Here is a 20,483-nt window from a genome sequence, read left to right on the forward strand (position 1 = left end):
TGTCCAAAATCATTAGGCCAGTTCAGCTTGCCCGCGAAGGGGCCGGAACTGGCAGTACAAGACATCAGCTAGACTCCTCACCCAATAACTCCGCCACACCCGGCGGTCTAGAGGTATTAGAGGAGATCCAGTGAGTAATCGAGGCGAGCAGTCGCTGCTCAAGCAATCGACCTTCCTGATGCTCGCCGTGACATTCGCCGGGATCATCACCGGGTTTGTTTCGGGCGCACAATCCATCCTGTTCGATGGCTTCTTTTCGTTAATCGCGGCCTTCATCAAGGTCCTGATGCTGATCACCGCCCGGCTGATCGCCAAGGAAAGTAATCAGCGCTTCCAGTTCGGCTCCTGGCACCTGGAGCCCATGGTGCTGGTGATCGAAGGCAGTTTCATATTCCTGGTTGCCGTTTATGCCTTTCTCAACGGCGTGTTCGGCATCATCAGTGGAGGCCGCGAGGTCGAGCTTGGTCTGGTGATCCTCTACGCAGCGGTGTTTACCGTCGTTGAACTGATTTATTTTTTCTACGTCCGTCATCGCAATCGCACACTCAAATCATCGCTGATCCAGTTTGACAACATCAGTTGGCTGGTGGACGCGATGCTGTCGGCGGGACTGCTGGTGAGTTTCCTGATTGCGCTGCTGCTCAAGACCCAGGGTTACGACAAGTGGGCGGTGTATGTCGACCCGATGATCCTGATTCTGCTGGCCTTGGGCATGCTTCCTCCGGCGTTCAAAATCCTCGGACCGGCATTGCGCGATGTGTTGGGGATTGTCCCGGATCAACTGGACGACAAGGTTCGCCAGGTGATGGACGAGGCCAAGGTCGAGCATGGTTTCGACGACTACATTTCCTACGTGCAGAAGCACGGTCGGGCGTGTTTCATTGAGATTCACATCGTATTGCCGAAGGATTACTGGCTCGACGGAGTAGGGCAACTGGACCGTTTGCGGGAGGAAATTTCCGCGAAACTCGGTAAGCCGGATGCAGCACGATGGCTGACCATCAGCTTTACCGGGGATCGCAAGTGGACTGAGTGACAGGTAGGTGACCTCTTTGAGGTCAATCGCGAGCAGGCAACAGTCAGCCGAGATACTCCGCCAACCCGCGATAACAGGTCGCCAGGTGATAAGGCGTGGTCGACGGCATGTCGCGGCGGCTGACTTCACCGTGCTCATCACGGCACTCAAACCAGCCTCCTGCGTGCAGTGAGCGCTGCTGCAATGCCTGCAACTGGCGCAGTACATCTGCTTCGCTGTCCGGGCGCAGCGTCAAGGCGCGCAGGTACTCGGCCTGGGCCCAGATACGCTGCGTGGCGTCCCGAACGCCGCCGCCCGGTTCGAGGTCGAGCATGGCCCGCACCGCGCCGGTCTGTTGATCGACGCCCAATTGCTCGGTGAAGGCAAAAGCACGTTCCAGCGAACCATGCAGTTTCGAGCTACGCAGCAGAGCGGATGACTCAAGCAAGTAATACCACTCGAACTGATGCCCCGGTTCAAACCAGTTATCCACAGACCCCAGCGGCTTTTCCATCAACACGTCGTGCTGCGGGTCGATAAAACGCACGTGCATGGCTGTGCATAACTCGATGAGCGCGTGCTGCACATCGAGGTCTTCACGCACCGACAATGTGGCGAGAAATGCTTCGGCCAGGTGCATCAGCGGGTTTTGCAAGGGGCCGCTGTCCAGCGATGCCCAGTCGCGGTCAAGGGTGGCTTCGTACAGGCCGTCGCCCGTGGCGAAGCGCTGGGCGAGCACTTCCAGCGAGGCATTGAGTACCGACTCCACCAGCGGCTCGCGGACCTTGTCCCAGTAATGGGCGCAGGCGAACAGGATGAAGGCGTGGGTGTAGAGGTCCTTGCGCTGATCCAGCGGCGCCCCTTGTGCATCGACGCTGTAGAACCAGCCGCCGTGCTCGGCATCGTGGAAGTGCCGCTGCAACGAGCGGAACAACGCGGCGGCACGCTCTTCGGCGTCCGGCACCTGACCGATCAGGCTGGCAAACAGATACAACTGCCGCGCGCAGGCCATGGCCCGGTAACGTTGCGGTGGCAGCGGTTGGTGTTCGGCATCCAGCGCCTCATAGGGCAACGCCATGTCGGCGTTCCAGCCCGGGCCTTGCCAGAGCAGCACGATGACGTTCAGGAAGTGCTGTTGCACCGAGGCGAACAGGGCGGTCAATTCAGGCTGGGAGGCGGAGCGGGAAACAGGCGGCATTGGCTGGCGTCGTCACGGCAGGGGCGATTGCGCGACATGTTAGCAGAGAGGCCGGCCGGAGCGATGCGGTGTCTGTCAGGCCGCCATCGTCGGAACGCCGCCCGGAGCAAGCCCGCTCCCACAGGGTTTCTGGTGTGAATGAAATCCATGCCATACAGCAAACCACTGTGGGAGCGGGCTTGCCCGCGAAGAGGCCGGTTCAGGCGCTAGAGAACTAGCCCGCCAGCAGCCACGCCCCGGTCACCGCCGAAGCCGCGCCCGCCAGTCGCACCAACGGTGCCGCCGCCTGAGGCAACACCCGCACCAGCGCATAACCCGCCGCATGCAACACAGCCGTCGCGGCGACAAAACCAGCAGCATAGGTCCATGGACTCGACATTTCCGGCAGCTCCAGGCCATGGGCCACGCCATGAAACAGCGCAAACAACGCCGTCGCACCCACCGCCATCACCAGCGGTGGACGCACTGCCAGAGCAACCGCCAGCCCCAAAGCCAACACGGAAGCGGCAATCCCGCTCTCCAGTGCAGCCAGGTTCATTCCTTCAAAGCCCAGCATCCCGCCGATCAACAGGGTGCCAACGAAGGTGCAGGGCAGTGCCCAGCGTGCGGCACCTTGTTGTTGCGCTGCCCACAGGCCGACCGCGAGCATCGCCAGCAAGTGATCGATGCCGCCAAGCGGATGGCTGATACCGGCGATCAAGCCATTGTCGCCATGCCCCGGATGGGCGAAGGCGAGGGCTGGCGTCAGCAGCAGGGCCAGGGCGCCGAGAATGCGTTTGAGTGTCATGGATAAGCTTCCTTGTTCAAGTTGTGATCAGGCCGCGGTCAGCAAGCCCTGGCGTTCGATGAAGGCGATGATCTCTTCCAGACCCTGGCCGGTTTTCTGGTTGCTGAAGACAAATGGCTTGCCGTTGCGCATGCGCTGGGTGTCGCTGTTCATCATCTCCAGCGAGGCACCGACCAGTGGCGCCAGGTCGATCTTGTTGATTACCAGCAGGTCGGATTTGCAGATCCCCGGCCCACCCTTGCGTGGCAGCTTGTCGCCGGCCGAGACGTCGATCACGTAGATCGTCAGGTCGGACAGTTCCGGGCTGAAGGTTGCAGAGAGGTTGTCGCCACCGGACTCCACGAGAATCAGGTCCAGCCCCGGAAAACGTCGATTGAGTTGGTCCACGGCTTCGAGGTTGATCGAGGCGTCTTCGCGGATGGCCGTGTGCGGGCAGCCGCCGGTTTCCACGCCAATGATGCGTTCCGGCGCCAGGGCTTCGTTGCGCACCAGAAAGTCGGCGTCTTCGCGGGTATAGATGTCGTTGGTCACCACGGCCAGGTTGTAGCGCTCGCGCAGGGCCAGGCACAGGGCCAGGGTCAGGGCGGTTTTGCCAGAGCCGACCGGGCCGCCGATGCCGACGCGCAGGGGTTGTGTGTTCATGTGATTCTCCAAAATAACAGGCCCTAGGAACGGAACAGACGGCTGTATTGGCGCTCGTGGGCCATACACGCCAGGGACAGGCCGAAAGCGGCGCTGCCGTAGTGATCGGGATCGATTCGGGTGGCGTTCTGTTGCGCCTGTTGAAGCAGTGGCAACAATTCGCTGGTCAGGCGCTGGGCGGCTTGCTGACCCAGTGGCAAAGTCTTCATCAGCACCGCCAACTGGTTTTCCAGCCAGCTCCAGAGCCACGCGGCCAGGGCGTCCTGTGGGCTGATCTGCCAGGCGCGGGCGGCCAAGGCCCAACCCAGGGCCAGATGTGGCTCGCTGCGTTGCTCGAGGAAGGCGCGGGCGGGGATGTCGAGTTCCGGCAAGCCATTAAGCAATTGCTGTAACGAGTAGCCCATCTGTCGGCTCTCCTGATGCAGCTCGCGGGTTTCGCGACTGGCGCGGTGTTCCTCGCAGCGTTGTAGCAATTCGCTCCAGTTGTCCTCACTGGCGGCCACGCAATGGGCGAGCAGCAAGGGTGCTTCGAAGCGTGCCAGGTTCAGCAGCATCTGATCGCTGATCCAGCGTCGGGCGCTGGCGGGATCGTTTACCCGGCCGTTATCCACAGCCATCTCCAGCCCTTGGGAGTAGCTGTAGCCGCCAATCGGCAATTGCGGACTGGCCAGGCGCAGCAGCGCCCAGGCCGGGTTCATGTGCGTACGCCGAACTGATGCAGTTTCGGCGCGTAGTTGAAGTCTTCATCACCGTGGCGCGAATGATGATGGCCGCCACCGTAGGCGCCATGTTCCGGCTGGAACGGAGCCTCGATATTCTCGGCATGGGCACCGAGTTGCTCGAGCATGGCCTTGAGCACGTAATCGTCGAGCAGGCGCAACCAGCCGTCGCCGACTTGCAGGGCGACATGGCGGTTGCCCAGGTGATAGGCCGCGCGGGTCAGTTCGAAGGCATTGGCGCAGGTGACGTGCAGCAATTGTTCGGGGCGGGCGCAGACACGCACGACTCGCCCGTCTTCGGCCTGCAGGCATTCACCATCATGCAATGGCGGCTGGCCGCGCTCCAAAAACAACCCGACGTCTTCGCCCTCGGCACTGAAACAGCGCAAACGGCTTTTGCTGCGGGCTTCGAACGTCAGGTGCAGTTCGGCGGCCCAAACGGGTTGAGGGTCGATTCTGCGATGAATCACCAGCATCGGAAGGCTTCCAGCAATGGACAATGCTCAGGCTAGAGCAAGGGGCTTGCCAATCGACTCGATGCGTAGGAAATGCCTGACGGAGACGTGGGACGGGTATCGATGGAGTAGATTTTTTGATTGAAGTTGGTGCGTTGTTTTTGATTTGCGCACCAAGTTGAAGCTGCGCGGTTCAATGTGGGAGCGGGCTTGCTCGCGAAGGCGGCAGTACATGCAATATGTATGTATCTGACACACTGCTAAGCCTGGAGGAATTGGCATTACTCGGTACTGCCAAGCCCTTGCCAATGCTTCAGGCCGATAAAGATGAAGCGCAGTTGCTGGGTGATTTTCGCTTGGGGCGTCAGGTGTTCAGGCAAGGCTTCGGCTGGCGGATCGATGATGTCCGGCAGGGTGGCGAACACGCTTTTGACGATCAGATCGGCCATGACGCTCAGGTCGGCGATATCCAGATGCTGCAGTTTCGGCATCAGTGACAAATCTGCCGCCAGGTCCGAACTGATGTCTTCACGCAAACGGCCGATGGCCTTGCGCACCGGCAGCGAGCCACCGTACTGCTCGCGGGCGAGAAACAGGAACTGCGAACGGTTGGCGCTGACCACGTCGAGAAAGATCCGCACCGAGGCATCGATGATGCCGCCCATCACGAATTCGTTGTGCCGCACCAGGCGAATGGTTTCGCGGAATGTCTGGCCGACTTCGCTGACCAGCACCAGGCCCAGTTCATCCATATCGGCAAAATGACGGTAGAAACCGGTCGGTACGATCCCGGCGGTTTTCGCTACTTCACGCAGGCTCAGGCTGCCGAATCCTCGGCCGCCATCCATCAGGCGCCGGGCAGCGTCCATCAGGGCGTTACGGGTTTGTTGTTTCTGTTCGGCGCGGGGCAGCATCGCAAGGGCGTTTTCTGGACAGGGACGCGGCGCACTCTAGCAAATCGGCTTTGCCTGCGTCGAACGACTGTATGGGGGATCACGCGGGGAAGTGCGGCATCTATCAAGCAGACCGCTGAAAAGTCAAAAGCCCAATCCGGGGATTGGGCTTTTTTTCAAGGCGGCCATGGGGCTTAGCTCACGGCGCTGTTGCGTTCGATTACACGGTCACCACCGCCTTCAGCGAGGGTCTGGCCTTGTGGAGTGCGATCCGAACCGCCTTCAGCGAGGGTCTGGCCTTGTGGGGTGCGATCGGTACCGTCAGCAGCGAGGGTCTGGCCCTGTGGGGTGCGATCGGTACCGTCAGCGGCGAGGGTCTGGCCCTGTGGGGTGCGATCGGTACCGTCAGCAGCGAGGGTCTGGCCTTGTGGGGTGCGATCGGTACCGTCAGCAGCGAGGGTCTGGCCCTGTGGGGTGCGATCGGTACCGTCAGCGGCGAGGGTCTGGCCCTGTGGGGTGCGATCGGTACCGTCAGCAGCGAGGGTCTGGCCTTGTGGGGTGCGATCCGAACCGTCAGCAGCCAGGGTTTGGCCTTGTGGAGTGCGGTCCGAGCCATCCTGAGTGATCAGGCCTTTTTCTTTCAGGCGATCATTACCGCCTTCGGCGAGGGTCTGGCCTTGTGGAGTACGCTCGGAACCATCAGCGGCGACGGTCTGGCTGAACACCGAGCGGCTGTCTTTCACTTGTGGTGTAGCCTGGTCAGCGGCAGGCAGGGCAAATGCGGTGCTGGCCAGCATCGAGAGGGTAAGGCTAAGCAGTAATTGGCGTTTCATGATTATTTTTGCTCCTTGGGAGTGCGAATAAGTGGGTACGAGAGCAATGCTACTCTCGATAAGTCGATATGAAAGTTCATAAACGCAATGGTAATAATCAACGGAATTGATTGTTTGCTGCAGGCGCTCTAGAACGGGCATTTCCGGCGATCGGTTTTGCACTGAAGTGGGTATTTTCGACCCATCCGTGACGTGCAAAAGTGCGGGGGGCGGTAACGCTGGTCGACTGGTCGGTCAGTATTGGACTGGGTGGATTCGGCGAAATCGGTCTTTCGATTAAACCTGCCGGGTTTTTATCAGTCGTAGATTTCATGACGGGCCGCTTCCGGCTCGCCGTTTCACCTGTGCGTCGCAGTCGGGGCGCTCAGTCGTATCAGGAGCCCTGTGCAATGACGCGCACTCAAAAAACGTTTGTCTGGACCCTTTCCACCTTCCTTACCTTGTTGTTGGTGCTGGTGCTGATCATCGTGTTCTTCGACTGGAACCGGATCAAACCGCCACTCAACGCCAAAGTTTCCGAAGAACTGCACCGCGCTTTTGCCATCAACGGCAATCTGTCGGTGGTCTGGCAGCCCGAGCCCGATGAAAGCGGCTGGCGCGCCTGGGTGCCGTGGCCTCACGTGGTGGCCGAGGACCTCAGCCTGGGCAATCCGGACTGGTCAAAACAACCGCAGATGGTCACCCTCAAGCGTGTCGAATTGCGTATTTCACCCTTGGCCTTGCTGGCGCAGCGGGTGGTGATCCCGCGTATCGATCTCACCGAGCCGAATGCCCAGCTGCAACGCCTGGCTGACGGGCGCGCCAACTGGACGTTCAAATTCGACCCCAAAGACCCGAACGCCGAGCCTTCCAGCTGGGTGGTGGATATCGGCGCGATCGGCTTCGACAAGGGCCGCGTCACCCTCGACGACCAGAACCTGAAGACTCAACTCGACGTACTGATCGATCCATTGGGCAAACCGGTTCCGTTCAGCGATATCGTCGGCGACAAAGCGGCGAAAGCCGCGCAGGAAAAGGGTTCGTCACCCCAGGATTATGCGTTCGCCCTCAAGGTCAACGGCGAGTACCACGGCCAGAAACTCGCGGGCCAGGGCAAGATTGGCGGGCTATTGGCGCTGCAGGACGCGGCGCGGCCGTTTCCGCTTCAGGCACAGGTGAAGATCGCCGATTCCAGCATCGAACTGGCCGGCACCCTGACCGATCCGCTGAATCTCGGCGCCCTGGACCTGCGCCTGAAACTGGCCGGCACCAGCCTGGGCAACCTCTACCCGCTGACCGGCGTGACCCTGCCGGACACGCCGCCCTATGCCACCGACGGCCACCTGATCGCCAAGCTGCACGAGACGGGAGGCGCGGTGTTCCGCTATGAAGAGTTCAACGGCCAGATCGGCGAAAGTGACATCCATGGCAATCTGACTTACGTGGCCAGCCAGCCACGGCCAAAACTCAGCGGCTCGCTGCTGTCCAATCAATTGCTGTTCGCTGACCTGGCCCCGTTGATCGGCGCCGACTCCAACGCCAAACAGAAGGCCCGTGGCGGCGACAGTAAACAACCGGCGGACAAAGTGCTGCCGGTCGAAGAGTTCAAGACCGATCGCTGGCGCGACATGGACGCCGATGTCGAGTTCACCGGCAAACGCATCATGCACAGTGAAAAACTGCCATTCAACGACCTCTATACCCATCTGGTGCTCACCGATGGCGTGCTCAGCCTCGAGCCGCTGCGCTTCGGCGTGGCGGGCGGCAAACTGGATGCGCAAATTCGCCTGAACGGCCACACCGATCCACTGGAAGGCCAGGCCAGGCTCACTGCGCGAGGCTTCAAGCTCAAGCAGTTGTTTCCTGGCTTTGAACCGATGAAAACCAGTTTCGGCGAACTCAACGGCGATGCTGATATCAACGGACGGGGCAATTCGGTGGCCAAGCTGCTAGGCAGTGCTAATGGCAATCTGAAAATGCTGATCAATGATGGCGCCATCAGTCGCGAATTGATGGAGCTGGCGGGGCTGAACGTCGGCAACTATGTGGTCGGCAAGATCTTTGGCGACAAGGAAGTGAAGATCAACTGCGCGGCCGCCGACTTCGGTATCCAGTCTGGCCTGGCGAGTACCCGCTTGTTTGTGTTCGACACCGAGAACGCCGTCGTCTACATCGACGGCACCGCGAACATGGCGACTGAACAGCTGGACCTGACCATCACCCCGGAATCCAAGGGCTGGCGCCTGATTTCATTGCGCTCGCCACTGTATGTGCGCGGCAAGTTCATCAAACCCGATGCCGGGGTCAAGGCCGTGCCGTTGATGCTGCGCGGAGCCGGGATGGTGGCGCTGGGCGTAATCGCCGCACCGGCGGCAGGGTTGCTGGCGCTGGTGGCGCCAAGCGGCGGTGAGGCGAACCAGTGCGCGCCGTTGCTGGAGCAAATGAAGGCGGGCAAGGTGCCCAAGACCGTCAAAAACTGATCGCTGATCCGCGCACCGTATGCCCGGACAACAATGCCTCGTCACGCAGCCACGCAAAAAACGCCCGAACCGGTGGATGACGTTCGCGTCCCGGCACGCACAGTGCGCTATAGCCGGCGCCATCGACCTGGATTTCCCCCCGGTACGGCAACAACAGACCACTGGCTACGCTTTCCGACACCAGAATATTGCTTGCCAACACCAGGCCTTGCCCGGCAATCGCCGCTTGCAGGGCGTAATGCTCTTCGTCGTATTCGCGCACGGCGGGCCTGCCGCTCAGCCAGGTTTCGCCGGAGCGAGCGCACCAGGCCTCCCAGCCGTGGGCATAGAGTTTGGAATTGTGCCAGCGCACGCTGATCAGCGTCGGGGTGCGACTCGACGCCAAGGCCACTTGTTCGGGCGAGCCGTAGACACCGAAGGACTCATCGAACAGGCACTGGCCATACAGGTTGGGGTAATCGTCGAGGCTGTAACGCAGCACCAGATCGACACTGGCGTCCTGATGCAGATCGATGACTTCGCAGTGGGTATCGAGGCGCACGTTGATGTTCGGGTGTCGGGCGTAGAAACGTCCCAGCCGTGGCACCAGCCACAGGGCGGCGAAGGCAGCGGTGGTGGAGACCGTCAGGTTGGCGCTGCTGCGTTGCGGGCGCAGGGTATCGACACTTTGCGCGACTTCCAGAAAAGCCCCGTGCAGGCTCTGGAACAGCCGTTCGCCGCATTCGGTCAGGCGCACCTGGCGTGGCAGGCGCTCGAACAACGGCACGCCGAGCCAGCTCTCCAGGGAGCGAATCTGATGGGACACCGCCGTCGGGGTGACGGACAGTTCCTCGGCGGCAGCCTTGAAGCTCAACAGGCGTGAGGCGGATTCAAAGGCCCGCAGGGCGGTCAACGGCAACGAGGCAAACATTGAATACTCCATGGGTGAAATAGATTCATCCAGACTGATTTTTGCTCATTTGAAGAGGCGCAGCTACGAGCCTCAAGCTGCAAGCCACAAGCCGTTTGAGTTTAGTCCTTGAGGAGATTCAGATGAGTAAAATTCTTGCCGTTCATGCCAGCCCCCGTGGTGATCGCTCGCATTCGCGCCGTTTGGCCGAAGTGTTTCTGACGGCCTGGCAGGCCCGTCATCCACACGCGCAACTGACCCGACGCGAAGTCGGGCGGGCGCTGATACCGCCGGTCAACGAGGCATTCGTGGCCGCCGCGTTTTACCCCGAGCCCGCCGCTCGGCCACTGTCGATGCAGGCCGATCTGGCGCTCAGCGACGAACTGGTCGGCGAACTGCTTGGCCACGATGTGTTGCTGATCTCCATGCCGATGCACAACTTCAGCGTACCGAGCGGGCTCAAGGCCTGGATCGATCAGATCGTGCGCGTCGGGGTGACCTTTGATCACACCCTGGACAACGGCGTGGCCCAGTACCAACCGTTGGTGCAGGGAAAAAAAGCCCTGATCATCACCAGCCGTGGCGGCTTCGGTTTTGGCCCGGGAGGTGAGCTGGAAGCCATGAACCATGCAGACACGCTACTGCGCACGGTGCTCGGATTCATCGGCATCACGGACGTCACCGTGGTGGCTGCCGAGGGCGAAGAGTCCGCCGAGCGGACCTTTGAACTCTCTGCCGCCGAGGCTGAGCGGCGCTTGTTGGCGCTGGCCGGGGAGTTCTAGATGGCCTGGCTGTTTCTGCTGATCGCCGCGGGGTTCGAAGTCACCTTCGCCATGGGCATGAAATACGCCGAGGGCTTCACCCGGCTCTGGCCTTCGCTGATCACTGTAGTGGCCGCTGTGGGCGGGATCTACTTCCTGACCCTGGCCATGCGCGAGTTGCCGGTGAGCATCGCCTACCCGATCTGGACCGCCATCGGTTCGCTGGGCACGGTGTTTCTCGGTTTCGCGCTGCTGGGTGAAAGCCTGAGCGTGATCAAACTGGTCTCGGTCGGGCTGATCGTGGCGGGCGTGGCGGGGTTGAAGTAGGGCGGATGACATAGACTTGTCGTTGAGTTGTCATCTTCGCTGGCGATGCTTGGCGGATGTCTTGCCTCCCGCCTTGCGTCACCGCCCGACCACCAGGATGTCCGCCCATGTCGCAAGGTTCTGCCCCGCGCTACCCGCTGGTGTTGGTCCCGGGAATGCTCGGGTTCATCCGCCTGGTGCTTTATCCGTACTGGTACGGGATCGTCGAGGTGTTGCGCCATGGTGGTGCGGTGGTGTTTGCCGTGCAGGTCTCGCCGCTTAATTCGAACGAAGTGCGCGGCGAGCAATTGCTGGCACGCATCGACGAAATCCTGCAGGAAACCGGCGCCGACAAGGTCAACCTGATCGGCCACAGTCAAGGATCATTGACCGCCCGCTACGCCGCCGCCAAGCGTCCGGATCTCGTGGCATCGGTGACCTCGGTGGCGGGGCCGAATCATGGTTCTGAGCTTGCCGATTACCTGCACAAGCATTATCCCCATGACAGCGTCCGTGGTCGTCTGATCTGCTTTTTGCTGCGGATGGTCGGCGCGCTGATGGGGTTGCTGGATACCGGTTACCGCGGACCGAAGCTGCCGGTGGATATCCATGCGTCCCATCACTCCCTCACCAGCGCGGGCGTGGCGCTGTTCAACCGGCGTTATCCACAGGGCTTGCCCGAAATCTGGGGCGGTCACGGACCGGAAGAGGTCAACGGCGTGCGCTACTACTCCTGGTCCGGCACCTTGCAGCCGGGCATTACCGATCGCGGGCGCAATCTGCTGGACGGCACCAACCGCAGTTGCCGACTGTTCGCCAAGACCTTCGTCCGCGAAGCCGGGCACTGCGACGGCATGGTCGGGCGCTACAGCTCGCACCTGGGGACGGTGATTGGCGATGAGTATCCGCTGGATCACTTCGATATCGTCAATCAGTCGCTGGGGCTGGTCGGCAGGGGGGCCGAGCCGATCCGGTTGTTTGTCGAGCATGCGGCGCGGCTAAGCACGGCTGGGCTTTAGACCGCGTTATCGTTCATCGCGGGCAAGCCCGCTCCCACATGGGAATGCATTCCAAATGTGGGAGCGGGCTTGCTCGCGATGGCGCCGGATCAGGCAACGCGGACCTTACGGCCCAACACCGTCGTCCAACGCTCGGAAACAATCACCCCACCCAGCGTCAACACACCACCTACCAAGTGATACATCGCCAACTGCTCATGCAACACCACCGCTGCAATCAATGCGGTGATCAACGGCAGCAAATTGAAAAACTGCGTGGTACGGCTCGGCCCCAAACGCACCACGGCCTGCATCCACGCCAGCGGCGCGACCATCGAAGCCAGCAGGCAGGCGTACAGCACCAGCGGAATGTTCTGCAGGGTCGGGCCGACTTTCGGTGAGGCGAGGAACAGCGGAAACAGCACCACCACGGCCACCAGCACCTGCAAATACAGGAGCACCAGCGGCGGCAGTTTCAGCTGCCATTTTTTCAACAGAGTGCTGTAGACCGCGTAGGCCAGAGTGGCGACCAGCATCATCGCGTCGCCCAGGTTGACCCCGTGTTCCAGTAATGAACCAAGGCTGCCGGACGACACCACCACCAGGACACCGGCGAACGACAGCACCGCACCGGCCAGGGCACCCATGGTCAGGCGCTGGCCGAGGCTGATGATCGCCATGGCGAGCGACATCAGCGGCATCAGCGACAGGATGATGCCCATGTTGGTGGCCGAGGTCAGGCTAGCGGCGAAGTACGCCAGGCTTTGATAAACGGCCATGCCCAGTACCCCGAGGACAAAGATCTTGCCCAGTTTCGGGCGGATCAGCGGCCAATGGGCGAGCACCGGTTTGAGCATGAAGGGCGTGAACAGCAATCCGGCCAGCAGCCAGCGGTAGAAACCGATCTCGGCGGGGAAAATCGCCCCGGCCGACATTTTGGTGATCACGGTGTTGCCGGCCCAGATGAAAATGGCCAGCAAGGGATAAGCGTATTGCATCGGAAAAAACCAGAACGTTAATGAAGTGCAATTATCCGCTTGTCTGGATGCAAGCCTATACTTCGATCCGGACAACCCGCCCCTGATGACAGACAGCATGAGCAATAAACACATCGACCTGCTGGATTTCAGCGAACTGCCGTCTGCGGTGTATTTCCGCTACGCCGATTTCGACGCCCACGAATACGCGGCCCCCCATCGACATCCCTGGGGGACGCTGGAATATGCAGCCCACGGCGTGCTGCACATGGACGTCGAGGGCAGCCGCTTCATGTCGCCACCGCAATACGCGGTTTGGGTACCGCCACAGATCGAGCACAGTTTCTATAGCCACCAACCGGTCAACTACCGCGCCGTGTGCCTGGCGCCCAAGGTGTGCGCCGATCTGCCGTCGCGAGCCTGTACCCTGGCCATCAGCGACATCCTCAAGGCGATCCTCAAGGACTTCGCCGCCCGGGACGTGCAAATTCCCGAGCAGGCCGCCGACCAGCGCCTGGCCCAGGTATTGGTGGATCAACTGCAACAGGCCCCGGTGCACGAGTGCTACCTGCCCTACGCCAGCAGCCCCGGATTGCTGGGGATTCTGGAAGCGTTGCAGGCCGATCCGGGGGATAACCGGCCGCTGGCGGAATGGGCCGCCCGCATCCATGTCAGCGAGCGCACCCTGGCGCGGCAGTTTGTGCGGGAGCTGGGCATGAGTTTCGGTGAGTGGCGCCAGCGCCTGCGCTTTCTGGCAGCGATCGAAGCACTGGATAGCCAGCGCAGCATTCAGGAAATCGCCTTCGACATGGGCTACAGCACCGGCTCGGCGTTTATCGCGATGTTCCAGCGCCAGGCCGGGTGTACACCGGAGCAGTATCGGCGCAGCCATCTGGAGAACAGGAAGGTGTAACAGGGGTTGTCTACACTCCAGTACAAGGCCGCGCCCCTCGGTGTGGCGACCAGGAGAAAACTCCATGAAGATGTTGCGTGCCCCTTTGTTGATGATCGGTTTGCTGCTCTGTTCCCAGGGTTTCGCTGCCACTGCCCAACAGGAAAAGATGACTACCTGCAACGCCGACGCCACGGCCAAAAGCCTCAAGGGCGACGAGCGCAAAGCCTTCATGAGCACTTGTCTGAAGGCCGCACCGGCGGCAAACGATGCCGGCAAGGCCTTGACGCCGCAGCAAGAGAAAATGAAAACCTGCAACGCCGACGCCGCCACCAAAGCCCTCAAGGGTGATGAGCGCAAGGCGTTCATGAGTGAATGCCTGAAGAAAAAATAAACCTGGACGCTTGTGATGAATGTGCCGCCCTCTTCGCGGGCAAGCCTGCTCCCACATGGTTTATGTGCTGAACAAAAATTGCGCAGGCATCCAGGATCCCTGTGGGAGCGGGCTTGCCCGCGAAGAGGCCGACAAGGGCGCCGAGTCGCTTGAGCTGCCCCCGACCAAGGTCGATCCACACAATCCCTAGTGCTCGCCCCGGATCGCTGGCAGACTGCCAATCCTTTTTATGCCGTTCGTTTTTGAGGCTGTATGCCAACGTTTTCTCAGCGTCAAATTTTGCTGGTCATCAGCTGGGTCATCATTTTTGGCGGGCTGCTGCTGGTCCTGCCGCTGCGGTTGCTGCCCAGCCTGCTCGCCGGGTTGCTGGTGTTCGAGCTGGTCAACATGCTCACCCCGCAACTGCAACGGCTGATCGAAGGCCGGCGTGCTCGCTGGCTGGCAGTGGCATTGCTGGGGACTCTGATTGTCAGCGTGCTGTCGCTGATCTTTGCCGGTGCCTTCAGCTTCCTGCTGCACGAGGCTGAAAACCCCGGCGCTTCCCTCGACAAGTTCATGGGGGTGGTCGACCGCGCGCGCGGGCAACTGCCGCCGTTCATCGACGCCTATCTACCGGCCAGTGCCGCTGAATTTCGCGTGGCGATTGGCGAATGGGTCAGCAAGCACCTCAGCGAGTTGCAACTGGTGGGCAAGGACGCGGCGCACATGTTCGTGACCTTGCTGATCGGCATGGTGCTGGGCGCGATCATTGCCTTGCAGCGCGTGCCGGACCTGACCAAGCGCAAACCTCTGGCTGCCGCCCTGTTCGAACGTCTGCACCTGCTGGTCCAGGCGTTTCGCAACATCGTGTTCGCCCAGATCAAGATTTCCCTGCTCAACACCTTCTTCACCGGGATTTTCCTGGCGGTGATCCTGCCGCTGTTCGGTATCAAGCTGCCGCTGACCAAAACCCTGATCGTGCTGACGTTCCTGCTCGGCCTGCTGCCGGTGATCGGCAACCTGATGTCGAACACCCTGATCACTATCGTCGGTTTGTCGTTGTCGATCTGGGTCGCCGTCGCGGCGCTGGGTTACCTGATTTTTATCCACAAGCTGGAATACTTCCTCAACGCGCGCATCGTCGGCGGGCAGATCAGTGCCAAGTCGTGGGAGTTGCTGCTGGCGATGCTGGTGTTCGAGGCCGCGTTCGGCCTGCCGGGGGTGGTGGCGGGGCCGATTTACTACGCGTATCTGAAGAGCGAGTTGAAGCAGGTGGGGATGGTTTGATCTGCTGCTGATCTGATTGTGGCGAGGGGGCTTGCCCCCGTTGGGCTGCGAAGCAGCCCCGAAATCAGACACCGCGTACCGTCAGATTTGTTGATTCAAACTGACTGCGGTTGCTACGCAACCGAACGGGGGCAAGCCCCCTCGCCACAGAGTTCCGGATCAGTCCATCGACCCGTAGCGTTTCGCAGCCTCGATCGCCAGACCGCTACCGATACTGCCAAAGATATTCCCTTCCACATGCCGCGCCTTCGGCAGCATCGCCGAGACGCTGTTGCGCAGCGCCGGAATGCCGCTCGAACCGCCGGTGAAGAACACCGTATCGACCTGGTCGACCCGCACATCGGCGTCTGCCAGCAGTTGGGTGACGCTGTTGCGTACGCGCTCCAGCAGGCTGTCGATGGCTGACTCGAACAGCGCACGGCTCAGGTCCACGCTCAGGCCCGCTTCAATGCGGTCCAGTGGCACGTGGCGATTGTCGGCGTGGGTCAGCTGGATCTTGGTTTCTTCCACTTCCATGGCCAGCCAGTGCCCGGCGCGCTGTTCGATCAGCTTGAACAGGCGATCGATGCCGCCGGTGTCTTCGATGTCGTAGCGCATGCTGCCCAGGGCCAGTTGCGATTTCTGCGAGTACACCGAGTTGATGGTGTGCCAGGTCGCCAGGTTCATGTGGTGACTGGTCGGCATGTAGGCGCCGCTCTTCATGCGGCTGCCGTAGCCGAACAGCGGCATCAGGCCTTGCAGGCTGAGCTGTTTGTCGAAGTCGGTTCCGCCAATGTGCACACCGCCGGTGGCGAGGATATCCTCGTGGCGGTTATCCACACCCCGACGCTCCGGCGACAGGCGCACCAGGGAGAAGTCGGAGGTACCACCGCCGATGTCCACAATCAGGACAAGCTCTTCTTTCTCGATGGTCGACTCGTAGTCGAACGCGGCGGCAATCGGCTCGTACTGGAACGAGACTTCCTTGAAACCGATCTTGCGCGCCACGTCTACCAGAGTGTCTTCGGCTTCCTTGTCGGCCATCGGGTCATCGTCGACAAAAAACACCGGGCGGCCCAGCACCACTTCTTCGAATTCCCGACCGGCGGACGCTTCGGCACGGCTCTTGAGCTGGCCAATGAACAGCCCGAGCAGGTCCTTGAACGGCATCGCCGTGCCGAGGACGCTGGTGTCGTGCTTGATCAGCTTGGAACCCAGCAGGCTCTTGAGCGAGCGCATCAGGCGGCCTTCATAACCTTCCAGATACTCGTGCAGCGCCAGCCGGCCGTACACCGGGCGACGTTCTTCGATATTGAAGAAGACCACCGACGGCAGGGTGATCTTGTCGTCCTCCAGCGCGATCAGCGTTTCCACGCCGGGGCGCAGCCAGCCGACAGTGGAGTTGGACGTGCCAAAGTCGATACCCAAGGCACGGGCTGGAGATGCGTTGTTCATGTCTTTCAGGTTCCGGTTAAAAAACGGCCGCGCAGTGTATGTCAGAGCGCGCCAGATTCGAAGGCCGGTTATCTGCTAATTCTTCGCAAACAATGCCTTGAAAGATGGGGCATCCCCCCCAAACTACCCTGCATCAACCGGACAGCCGCGGGAGTGCTCGCAAGAAGCCCCGCCTGCTGCCGATAAACTTCTGCCGCGCCGCCCGGTCACAAACTTGAGATCGGTCAAACCAATGGCTGCAAACAAGCGCATGCTGTGGCCCGTGGCGCGATTTGATAACGGATGGTGATTCCCGCGATGGACTTCAAAGACTATTACAAGATTCTCGGTGTGGAGCCGACCGCAGACGATAAGGCGATCAAGGCCGCCTATCGCAAGCTGGCGCGCAAATACCACCCCGATGTCAGCAAGGAAAAGGATGCCGAGGCCAAATTCAAGGACGCTTCGGAAGCCTATGAAGCGCTGAAAAGCGCCGATAAACGCGCCGAATACGATGAGTTGCGCCGCTATGGCCAGCACGGCCAGCCGTTCCAGGGACCACCAGGCTGGCAAAGCCGTGGCGGTTTCGGTGGTGGCGGTCAGGACACGGGCGATTTCTCGGACTTTTTCAGTTCGATCTTCGGCAACCGTGGGCCAGGCTTTGGTGGTGGACAGTCGCGTCGCAGTACCGGACGTCGAGGACAGGACGTGGAAATGGAACTTGGGGTTTTTCTCGAAGAAACACTGTCGACCGAGTCGAAGAAGGTCACCTTCCAGGTGCCGCAGTACAACGCGGCCGGCCAGCATGTGAGCAACACCAGCAAGAGCCTGAACGTGAAGATCCCCGCCGGTGTGAGCGACGGCGAGCGCATTCGCCTCAAGGGGCAGGGCGCTCCGGGCGTGGGTGGCGGCGCCAATGGCGACCTGTACCTGACGATCCGTTTTGCGCCGCACCCGAAATTCGACGTCGAAGGCGAGAACCTGATCATCACCTTGCCACTGGCACCGTGGGAGCTGGCGCTGGGCGCTGAAGTCGCCGTGCCGACCCTGACCGGCAAGATCAACCTCAAGGTGCCGGCTGGCAGCCAGAACGGCCAGCGTATGCGCGCCAAGGGCCATGGCCTGATGAACAAGGCCGGTGAGCGCGGTTACCTGTTCGTGCAACTGAAGGCCGTGATGCCGAAGAAATCCGACGATGACATCAAGGCCCTGTGGCAGGAGCTGGCGAAAAAAGCCGCGTTCGATCCGCGTGAGCATTTTTGATCCCATAGAACCAAGGAGTCACTGACAATGAGCAGTCCCCTGATCGTTCAACTGGACATGGCAGAATTCTGTGAGGCGACCGAGCTTTCGGACGCCTACGTGATCGAAATCGTCGAACACGGCATCCTTGAACCTCAGGGTGCTCAGCCCAAGGACTGGGTTTTCAACGACTACGAGCTGACCCTGGCCAAGCGTGCGGCCAAGCTGCAGCGCGACCTTGACCTGGAATGGGAAGGCGTCGCCCTGGCGCTGGACCTGCTCGAAGAAGTGCAGCAACTGCGGGCCGAGAACCGCATGCTCAAGCAGCGATTGGGGCGGTTGTTGGTGGAGTAGTCGTTCAGGTATTTCTTTGCTGCCTGTTCGGACGCCATCGTCGGAACGCCGCCCGGAGCAAACTCGCTCCCACATTGGTTTGTGTCGTGATGAAAGTCCCCTGTGGGAGCGAGCTTGCTCGCGATGAACGATAACGCGGTATTACGGCATTACATCTTCCTCGGCAACACCACGGTAAACGTCGTGCCATCGCTCTCATTGGAGCTGACTTCAATCGTTCCCCGATGGGCGTCGACCACTTCCTTGACGATAAACAGCCCCAATCCGAGGCTCGTAGTGGGCTCGCCGAGTTCTTCGCTGGCGCTGCGCACCAGCGGGTCGAAAATCGTCGGGATCGCGTCGACGGGAATCGGGATGCCGTCGTTGTGCACCGTCAGCCGAACGCTGTCGGCCTCGCCCTTGAGGGTCAAGGTCACTTCACGTTTGCTCGAGCCATGCTGCAAGGCATTGCCGATCAGGTTTTGCAGCATCTGATCGAGCCTGCGTGGGTCCCAGGTACCGTGGGTGTCACCCTGTACTGTCAGGGTCGGATCGCACTCCGGTTGACCGGCACAGGCCCGCGCAATCGCTTCGTGCACCGCTTCGGCCAGGTCCATGGGCGCCGGTTCGATCGGCAGGTGCTTGCCCAGGCGGCTGCGCACCAGTTCCAGCAAATCGCTGACCATCACCGCGAGGTGCCCGGTACTGTGCTGGATATTGATCGCGCACCTGAGCGCATCACCTTCGAGCGCGGCTTTGCGCAGCAGAATTTCGGTGGACATGCTCACCGCCTGCAGGGGAGCGCGCAGGTCATGACCGAGGATCGCGAGGAAAATGTCCCGGGAGCGGTTGACCATTTCGGCATAGGCAGCGGTGGATTCGGCCTGGGCCTCGTCGATGGCTTCGTTGAAACGGATCATGTCCTGGAAGTAGGCCAGGTCAGGCGATTGCAGGCTGTTGACCCACAGGCGGATGACGCAGGCGCGCAAATGACGGAATTCACTGGTCATCTGCACCAGATCAAAACCCACGGTATGGCGCAACTCGCCATGGCTGGCACCGGCCTCGTCGAGGCTCGGGGTTTTCTCCGGGCCTTCGCCGCGCGCCTTGGCCGCTTGTTCGGCGGGTGACTGGGGCTTGCACATGTCCCGGGCTGCGGCCAGCAGTATCGACCGGGCATGGTCACGCAAGGCGACGCTGTCCATGGACTCGGCAGCCGGGGTGATGGATGTGGCGAACTGCTCCCACTCATCGACGATGCGATCAACGTGTAGCACGATGAATTCGGAAAGACGCATGGCGGTTACCTGAGCATGAATCGGGGACAGCGGATCGAATATTAGTCTCTTTGGCGGAAAAAACACGACCGCTCATGCACAGGCACGATGGCGGATTATCGGGCGGTATTTATGTATTGAAGGCGACTTGATTTTCGATCCGTCCGGACGCTTTCGCGGTGCTCGCCAAACAGATATTTGGACTTTTGTTTCAAGCGCTGGGGAATAAGCTGTTGGTTCTTTTTCTTGTCTGAAGTGATCGACCGATGCCTGACTTGCATGGAAGCAACTCGATGGAACCCGCCGAAACATCTCCCGCCGATAACACCGGCATTCATTACCAGCGCGTGCTGGGCGTGATACCGGACGCTATCAAAAATACCTCGCCAGCGAAGTTGAAAACCCTTGAAACCCTCCAGTCCCCGATACCCGAATGGTATGGACGCGCACGGGAAATGGACCGCCAATACCTCAAGCAACTGATCGATGAGCGCTGGCGCCTGCAAGGCGTACTGGACAAGACCCTGGGGAACTTGCAACAGGACATCGATGCCTTCGCCGAACCGCTGCTCGACCCGTTATTGCAGTCCAGATTCAATACCGCCGAAAAAGCCAGGGATCTGAGCATCGAACTTGAAGTGCCGGCCCCGATTGCCCTTGTCATCGATAACGGCGCCACCCGTGTGAGCAAATCCACTTTGCTGGAAGCGGCGCTGCACAACTTCGAGGCGGCT

At 60.7% G+C, this 20,483-nt stretch carries 22 protein-coding genes; 11 read left to right on the forward strand and 11 right to left on the reverse strand.

Going from position 1 to position 20,483, the window contains the following annotated elements; genetic code table 11:
• The first annotated feature begins 130 nt into the window (after positions 1 to 130).
• On the forward strand, positions 131 to 1,036 hold the full coding sequence (locus tag PMI29_RS08645; RefSeq protein ID WP_008001025.1) for a cation diffusion facilitator family transporter: 906 nt from the start codon (positions 131 to 133) through the stop codon (positions 1,034 to 1,036).
• Between the two features lie 43 nt (positions 1,037 to 1,079).
• Here PMI29_RS08645 and PMI29_RS08640 read toward each other — a convergent pair whose 3' ends face one another.
• The 7 genes from PMI29_RS08640 to PMI29_RS0130340 form a co-directional block, all read right to left on the reverse strand.
• Positions 1,080 to 2,213 (reverse strand): AGE family epimerase/isomerase, encoded by a 1,134-nt coding sequence (locus tag PMI29_RS08640; RefSeq protein WP_008001026.1) that lies wholly within the window; start codon positions 2,211 to 2,213, stop codon positions 1,080 to 1,082.
• 214 nt (positions 2,214 to 2,427) lie between these two features.
• The gene (locus PMI29_RS08635; RefSeq protein ID WP_008001029.1) at positions 2,428 to 3,000 is read right to left on the reverse strand and encodes a HupE/UreJ family protein; all 573 of its coding nucleotides are present in this window, start codon (positions 2,998 to 3,000) and stop codon (positions 2,428 to 2,430) included.
• Positions 3,001 to 3,027: 27 nt separating this feature from the next.
• Positions 3,028 to 3,642, reverse strand: a complete 615-nt coding sequence (gene ureG, locus PMI29_RS08630) for an urease accessory protein UreG (protein WP_008001031.1) — start codon at positions 3,640 to 3,642, stop codon at positions 3,028 to 3,030.
• Positions 3,643 to 3,665: 23 nt separating this feature from the next.
• Complete coding sequence (locus PMI29_RS08625) at positions 3,666 to 4,340, reverse strand: urease accessory protein UreF (RefSeq protein ID WP_008001033.1); 675 nt, start codon at positions 4,338 to 4,340, stop codon at positions 3,666 to 3,668.
• A complete protein-coding gene (ureE, locus tag PMI29_RS08620) occupies positions 4,337 to 4,837 on the reverse strand; it encodes an urease accessory protein UreE (RefSeq protein WP_008001034.1) in 501 nt (166 codons plus the stop codon). Before ureE ends, PMI29_RS08625 begins: the two co-directional genes overlap by 4 nt.
• Positions 4,838 to 5,097: 260 nt before the next feature.
• Positions 5,098 to 5,730 (reverse strand): TetR family transcriptional regulator, encoded by a 633-nt coding sequence (locus PMI29_RS08615; RefSeq protein WP_007991209.1) that lies wholly within the window; start codon positions 5,728 to 5,730, stop codon positions 5,098 to 5,100.
• Between the two features lie 173 nt (positions 5,731 to 5,903).
• Positions 5,904 to 6,542, reverse strand: coding sequence for a hypothetical protein (locus tag PMI29_RS0130340; protein ID WP_033052574.1), 639 nt, complete (start codon positions 6,540 to 6,542; stop codon positions 5,904 to 5,906).
• A gap of 389 nt (positions 6,543 to 6,931) precedes the next feature.
• Between PMI29_RS0130340 and PMI29_RS08610 the strand changes: the two genes are divergently transcribed.
• A complete protein-coding gene (locus tag PMI29_RS08610) occupies positions 6,932 to 9,001 on the forward strand; it encodes an AsmA family protein (protein WP_008001036.1) in 2,070 nt (689 codons plus the stop codon).
• Here PMI29_RS08610 and PMI29_RS08605 read toward each other — a convergent pair.
• Positions 8,991 to 9,923 carry a LysR substrate-binding domain-containing protein gene (locus PMI29_RS08605; RefSeq protein WP_162130683.1) on the reverse strand — a complete coding sequence of 311 codons (933 nt, stop codon included), beginning with the start codon at positions 9,921 to 9,923 and terminating at the stop codon, positions 8,991 to 8,993. The genes PMI29_RS08610 and PMI29_RS08605 overlap by 11 nt on opposite strands.
• Positions 9,924 to 10,033: 110 nt before the next feature.
• On the opposite strand from PMI29_RS08605, the gene PMI29_RS08600 reads away from it, so the two are divergent.
• The 3 genes from PMI29_RS08600 to PMI29_RS08590 all read left to right on the forward strand — a co-directional run bounded on the left by PMI29_RS08600 (position 10,034) and on the right by PMI29_RS08590 (position 11,976).
• Complete coding sequence (locus PMI29_RS08600; RefSeq protein WP_008001038.1) at positions 10,034 to 10,672, forward strand: FMN-dependent NADH-azoreductase; 639 nt, start codon at positions 10,034 to 10,036, stop codon at positions 10,670 to 10,672.
• Positions 10,673 to 10,978 (forward strand): DMT family transporter, encoded by a 306-nt coding sequence (locus PMI29_RS08595; RefSeq protein ID WP_008001039.1) that lies wholly within the window; start codon positions 10,673 to 10,675, stop codon positions 10,976 to 10,978.
• A gap of 107 nt (positions 10,979 to 11,085) precedes the next feature.
• Positions 11,086 to 11,976: an esterase/lipase family protein gene (locus PMI29_RS08590; RefSeq protein WP_008001040.1), complete on the forward strand. Its 891-nt coding sequence runs from the start codon at positions 11,086 to 11,088 to the stop codon at positions 11,974 to 11,976.
• Positions 11,977 to 12,065: 89 nt separating this feature from the next.
• On the opposite strand, the gene PMI29_RS08585 is transcribed toward PMI29_RS08590, so the two are convergent.
• Complete coding sequence (locus tag PMI29_RS08585) at positions 12,066 to 12,953, reverse strand: DMT family transporter (protein WP_008001042.1); 888 nt, start codon at positions 12,951 to 12,953, stop codon at positions 12,066 to 12,068.
• Between the two features lie 97 nt (positions 12,954 to 13,050).
• Between PMI29_RS08585 and PMI29_RS08580 the strand changes: the two genes are divergently transcribed.
• The 3 genes from PMI29_RS08580 to PMI29_RS08570 all read left to right on the forward strand — a co-directional run bounded on the left by PMI29_RS08580 (position 13,051) and on the right by PMI29_RS08570 (position 15,484).
• Positions 13,051 to 13,845 (forward strand): AraC family transcriptional regulator, encoded by a 795-nt coding sequence (locus tag PMI29_RS08580; protein ID WP_033052575.1) that lies wholly within the window; start codon positions 13,051 to 13,053, stop codon positions 13,843 to 13,845.
• Between the two features lie 64 nt (positions 13,846 to 13,909).
• Complete coding sequence (locus PMI29_RS08575) at positions 13,910 to 14,218, forward strand: PsiF family protein (RefSeq protein ID WP_008001045.1); 309 nt, start codon at positions 13,910 to 13,912, stop codon at positions 14,216 to 14,218.
• A 252-nt stretch (positions 14,219 to 14,470) separates the two neighbouring features.
• Positions 14,471 to 15,484, forward strand: coding sequence for an AI-2E family transporter (locus tag PMI29_RS08570; protein WP_008001050.1), 1,014 nt, complete (start codon positions 14,471 to 14,473; stop codon positions 15,482 to 15,484).
• 159 nt (positions 15,485 to 15,643) lie between these two features.
• Here PMI29_RS08570 and PMI29_RS08565 read toward each other — a convergent pair whose 3' ends face one another.
• On the reverse strand, positions 15,644 to 16,918 hold the full coding sequence (locus PMI29_RS08565; RefSeq protein WP_008001051.1) for an Hsp70 family protein: 1,275 nt from the start codon (positions 16,916 to 16,918) through the stop codon (positions 15,644 to 15,646).
• A gap of 297 nt (positions 16,919 to 17,215) precedes the next feature.
• Between PMI29_RS08565 and PMI29_RS08560 the strand changes: the two genes are divergently transcribed.
• Entirely contained in the window at positions 17,216 to 18,160 is a 945-nt protein-coding gene (locus tag PMI29_RS08560) for a DnaJ C-terminal domain-containing protein (protein ID WP_008001052.1), read from the forward strand.
• 27 nt (positions 18,161 to 18,187) lie between these two features.
• Positions 18,188 to 18,493: a chaperone modulator CbpM gene (locus PMI29_RS08555; protein WP_008001053.1), complete on the forward strand. Its 306-nt coding sequence runs from the start codon at positions 18,188 to 18,190 to the stop codon at positions 18,491 to 18,493.
• A 149-nt stretch (positions 18,494 to 18,642) separates the two neighbouring features.
• Here PMI29_RS08555 and PMI29_RS08550 read toward each other — a convergent pair whose 3' ends face one another.
• Positions 18,643 to 19,770, reverse strand: coding sequence for a sensor histidine kinase (locus PMI29_RS08550; protein WP_008001054.1), 1,128 nt, complete (start codon positions 19,768 to 19,770; stop codon positions 18,643 to 18,645).
• A gap of 272 nt (positions 19,771 to 20,042) precedes the next feature.
• Between PMI29_RS08550 and PMI29_RS08545 the strand changes: the two genes are divergently transcribed.
• Positions 20,043 to 20,483 (forward strand): DUF6543 domain-containing protein (locus PMI29_RS08545; protein ID WP_008001057.1); only part of this gene is annotated, 441 nt, incomplete at its 3' end.

The organism is Pseudomonas sp. GM49 (assembly GCF_000282355.1).
GTDB lineage: Bacteria > Pseudomonadota > Gammaproteobacteria > Pseudomonadales > Pseudomonadaceae > Aquipseudomonas.

Excerpts from the sequence above, each read along its gene's own strand:
- PMI29_RS08580 (WP_033052575.1), top strand. The coding sequence starts at position 13,051 with ATGAGCAATAAACACATCGACCTGCTGGATTTCAGCGAACTGCCGTCT.
- PMI29_RS08615 (WP_007991209.1), bottom strand. The coding sequence starts at position 5,730 with ATGCTGCCCCGCGCCGAACAGAAACAACAAACCCGTAACGCCCTGATG.
- PMI29_RS08570 (WP_008001050.1), top strand. The coding sequence starts at position 14,471 with ATGCCAACGTTTTCTCAGCGTCAAATTTTGCTGGTCATCAGCTGGGTC.
- ureG (WP_008001031.1), bottom strand. The coding sequence starts at position 3,642 with ATGAACACACAACCCCTGCGCGTCGGCATCGGCGGCCCGGTCGGCTCT.
- ureE (WP_008001034.1), bottom strand. The coding sequence starts at position 4,837 with ATGCTGGTGATTCATCGCAGAATCGACCCTCAACCCGTTTGGGCCGCC.
- PMI29_RS08600 (WP_008001038.1), top strand. The coding sequence starts at position 10,034 with ATGAGTAAAATTCTTGCCGTTCATGCCAGCCCCCGTGGTGATCGCTCG.
- PMI29_RS08550 (WP_008001054.1), bottom strand. The coding sequence starts at position 19,770 with ATGCGTCTTTCCGAATTCATCGTGCTACACGTTGATCGCATCGTCGAT.
- PMI29_RS0130340 (WP_033052574.1), bottom strand. The coding sequence starts at position 6,542 with ATGAAACGCCAATTACTGCTTAGCCTTACCCTCTCGATGCTGGCCAGC.
- PMI29_RS08585 (WP_008001042.1), bottom strand. The coding sequence starts at position 12,953 with ATGCAATACGCTTATCCCTTGCTGGCCATTTTCATCTGGGCCGGCAAC.
- PMI29_RS08575 (WP_008001045.1), top strand. The coding sequence starts at position 13,910 with ATGAAGATGTTGCGTGCCCCTTTGTTGATGATCGGTTTGCTGCTCTGT.
- PMI29_RS08625 (WP_008001033.1), bottom strand. The coding sequence starts at position 4,340 with ATGAACCCGGCCTGGGCGCTGCTGCGCCTGGCCAGTCCGCAATTGCCG.
- PMI29_RS08635 (WP_008001029.1), bottom strand. The coding sequence starts at position 3,000 with ATGACACTCAAACGCATTCTCGGCGCCCTGGCCCTGCTGCTGACGCCA.
- PMI29_RS08605 (WP_162130683.1), bottom strand. The coding sequence starts at position 9,923 with ATGGAGTATTCAATGTTTGCCTCGTTGCCGTTGACCGCCCTGCGGGCC.
- PMI29_RS08640 (WP_008001026.1), bottom strand. The coding sequence starts at position 2,213 with ATGCCGCCTGTTTCCCGCTCCGCCTCCCAGCCTGAATTGACCGCCCTG.
- PMI29_RS08560 (WP_008001052.1), top strand. The coding sequence starts at position 17,216 with ATGGACTTCAAAGACTATTACAAGATTCTCGGTGTGGAGCCGACCGCA.
- PMI29_RS08590 (WP_008001040.1), top strand. The coding sequence starts at position 11,086 with ATGTCGCAAGGTTCTGCCCCGCGCTACCCGCTGGTGTTGGTCCCGGGA.
- PMI29_RS08610 (WP_008001036.1), top strand. The coding sequence starts at position 6,932 with ATGACGCGCACTCAAAAAACGTTTGTCTGGACCCTTTCCACCTTCCTT.
- PMI29_RS08555 (WP_008001053.1), top strand. The coding sequence starts at position 18,188 with ATGAGCAGTCCCCTGATCGTTCAACTGGACATGGCAGAATTCTGTGAG.
- PMI29_RS08595 (WP_008001039.1), top strand. The coding sequence starts at position 10,673 with ATGGCCTGGCTGTTTCTGCTGATCGCCGCGGGGTTCGAAGTCACCTTC.
- PMI29_RS08565 (WP_008001051.1), bottom strand. The coding sequence starts at position 16,918 with ATGAACAACGCATCTCCAGCCCGTGCCTTGGGTATCGACTTTGGCACG.